At 63.7% G+C, this 3,027-nt stretch carries 2 protein-coding genes; both read right to left on the bottom strand.

The window, feature by feature from the left end; genetic code table 11:
* Positions 1–641, bottom strand: a 641-nt coding sequence (locus G6O68_RS31475; protein ID WP_165253663.1) for a dihydrofolate reductase family protein, incomplete at its 3' end; no start/stop codon positions are given.
* Between the two features lie 148 nt (positions 642–789).
* Positions 790–2,256 (bottom strand): ankyrin repeat domain-containing protein, encoded by a 1,467-nt coding sequence (locus tag G6O68_RS31470; RefSeq protein ID WP_165253661.1) that lies wholly within the window; start codon positions 2,254–2,256, stop codon positions 790–792.
* Positions 2,257–3,027: the final 771 nt, after the last annotated feature.

Genomic DNA, 3,027 nt, shown 5'->3' with positions numbered 1-3,027 from the left:
CGTTTCTTGGCGATCCGGTAATGCACGGCCGCTTCGGAGGCCTCGAAGCCCGCCACCTCGTATTCCTCCTCCACACCAAGCCCGCCCAGCAGCCGCTCGCCTTCGCCTACGAAGACCGGCGCCATGACCAGGTGCAGCTCGTCAAGGAGCCTGGCTTTCCAGAAGGCGCGGACCGTGGCGGTGCCGCCGTTGACCTTGACGTCCATATCCCCGGCCGCGGCCTGGGCTTGTTTCAGGACCTCTTCCGGCGAGCCGCTCACGAAGTGGAAGGAGGTGCCGTTCGCGAACTCGAGCGCGGGCCGCGGGTGGTGCGTCAACACGAAGACCGGGTGCTTGAAGGGAGGATTGTCGCCCCACCAGCCCTTCCATTCTCCGTTCTCCCAGGGGCCGCGAAGGGGGCTGAACATATTGCGGCCCATGATGGAGGTGCCGATGCCCTCGAAGGCCTTGGACGCGTAAGCATCGTCCAGCCCCGTGCTGCCACCCTCGCCGCCGACCATGGCCTTGAAGGTCCGGGTGGACTTGAACCAATTCATGATCTGGAAGGCGTTCTTGCCGAAGGGCTCGGACTGGGTTTGGTGGAGGCCAGCTCCGAAGCCGTCCAGAGAACATGCAAAGGAACGGACGACCACTTTAGGCATTTGGGGTTCTCCGACGGAACGTAGCGAGGGGCCGACCCGGATTCGAGGATTGGAACCAGTTATCGGCACGAAGTCAACAGGCGTACAGTAATTTCGCCCCAACCCTCCGGGCCGGTCCACAGGCCGCAACCTGAGCGCTCCCGATCCCTCACCCCGTCGCCCCATGCCTCCGCAAGACTGCCTGAACCACCTCGGAACCGCTCACCTTCGCGGGCAGCTTTGACCCGGCCGCAAGCAGCGCCTCTACCGTTCCGACGTAATCGCCCGAGCCGGAATACCAGCCATGCTCAGAGCCATAGGTCGCCCATCCGAGCGGTCTGGACTTGTAGTCGTTCTCCGCGTCCTCCAGCGGCGGACCAAACGGCAGAATGGCCTGAATCATGGCGAGGTTGCCGTGGAAAGCCGCCCAGTGAATCGGCGTGGCCCCGTGCTGACCGCGAGCGTTAACCGGCAGCCCGGCCTGGAGCATCAGGCGTACGGCTTCCGTGTCATTTCGCGTGGCGGCCCTGGCGACTTCGGACCGGTCGTCGGCCGACACGGCAAGGCCCGGATTGGCGGCCAGCAGGTCCGTCACCCCGGTCGCATCGTGCAGCCAGCAGAGGGCGATCAGCCTTTCAACGGTCGAGCTGCGGTCCAGGAGCAGACGGATGACGTCCTGATGGCCGTATTTCTCGGCCGCCTGATACGTCGAAGCATTGGAGCCGAGGGACCATTGATAGATTGTTCCCCCGGCGTGCGGATTGGCCATCGGAAAGAACCGGGCGTTGCCGCGCACGCGGATCGATGCGGGGTCAGCGTCGAGGAACGCCCGAACCCGCTCTAGGTCGCCGATGGCCGAGGCCATGAGGATGTCGGTCTTGCAGCCCCGTTCGACGAGGTAACGGGCCACGTCCGGCCGGTCGCCGAGCATATACTGGGCCGGGGTCGATTCGTGATCGACATCCTTCGCGTCGATGTCGGCACCGTGATCGAGCAGGTACTCGGTGATTTCAACTGTCTTCGCGAAGTGGAGCGGCGTCTGGCCGTCGCCGCCCCGAGCATGGACGAGGTCAGGATTGCGCTCGATCAGCTCGCGCACGCGGTCGAGCCGCCCGAGGCGGGCGGCGGCGTGGATATCCAGCTCGGCTCCGCGCTCGACGGCGTAGGCGGCCAGCTCAGGGCTCGTCAGATGGGTCACACCAAATCCGCCTGCCCACCAGGCGCTCTTGCCGTTCAGATCGGCCCCGGCTTCGACCAGCGCGTCGATCATCGCCGCGCTCTGGACGCTGTTCAGGGGCGGCGAGTCGAACGAACCGAGCGGGTCGTTGATCCGCTTCCTGAGCGAAGGGGATCGCTTGAGCATCAGGCGGACCCCGTCGACGTCGTCGGACTCGATGGCCCGCATCAACTTTTCGGGGTCGTCGGGCGTCAGCGACTCGACATGTGTCTTGAGGGCCGGCCATCCGGCGAATCCGTACTCGCGGGCGATCACGAACTGTGCGCCGCTGAGGGTCTGCTCGGCTGAATGCTCTTCGAATCGCTTCAGGGCGTCCGGCTCGCCGGAGGCGCGGGCCTTCAGGAGATCCTTGGCCTGGTTCCGGAGCTGGTCGAGATTGGGGCGCGCAGGGAGTTGCACTTCGAACACTTCTTCGGGTGACCCAGTTGTCCGCGGTGACAGGTCGAAGAAGGTTCGTTTCGACTGTTCGATTGTTCTGCCGAGTGGCCTCAGGCCTTCCCCGCGGACCGGACGCGCCTCGTAACGCGTTGGTTGGATCATATCCGGGCGAGGAGGATTTTTGAAGGCGGGGTTGGTGTCAGGGTGGGCAATCCTAATGGGCCGGCCCAACGTCTGCGCAAGAAAATCTGGGGTTGGGCGACCCCTACCAGGCCGGACTCTCAGGCTGCGCCCCGACCCCGCGTTGCGTCTCGGCCATCCGGTTTCGATCCCTATCGCGCTCCTTCGCTCGCTACGCGACCAAGAAAGGGGCATCCATGGGGTGGGTGGGGCGAGTGCGGAGCAAAAATGAGGGGCCGGGGGGGGCGTCGAACATTTATTGCACAGAGTGCAATCTAAAGATTGACGAAGAGATTGAATACTGGGTTATGTTCGTGGCAACAGCAAGGAGGATGAATCACGACATAAGAAAAACGCACGCCGGGGCCGTGGCAATCCGAGAATGAGGAAGGCTGGCTAGGTGATGTCGCGGATTGGTCAGCGGATTACGTCGGTGAAAATTCCACCGGGGTAGAAACCAGGCTTCCAATGTTGGCTGGCGGCACGACCATAGCTACAGCGGTTTATCAAACCAAGTCCTGGGGCGACGTCGGTGAGATAGAAGCCAACGCCCGCCTGGTTGCTGCCGCGCCGGAATTTCTGGAAGTGCTGCATACTGCTGGATCGATGCTA

Origin of the sequence: Paludisphaera soli, from assembly GCF_011064595.1 — a bacterium.
Classification (GTDB): Bacteria; Planctomycetota; Planctomycetia; order Isosphaerales; family Isosphaeraceae; genus Paludisphaera; species Paludisphaera soli.
Note: the sequence above shows the minus strand (reverse complement) of the source record. Positions and strands in the feature narration are given on the sequence as shown.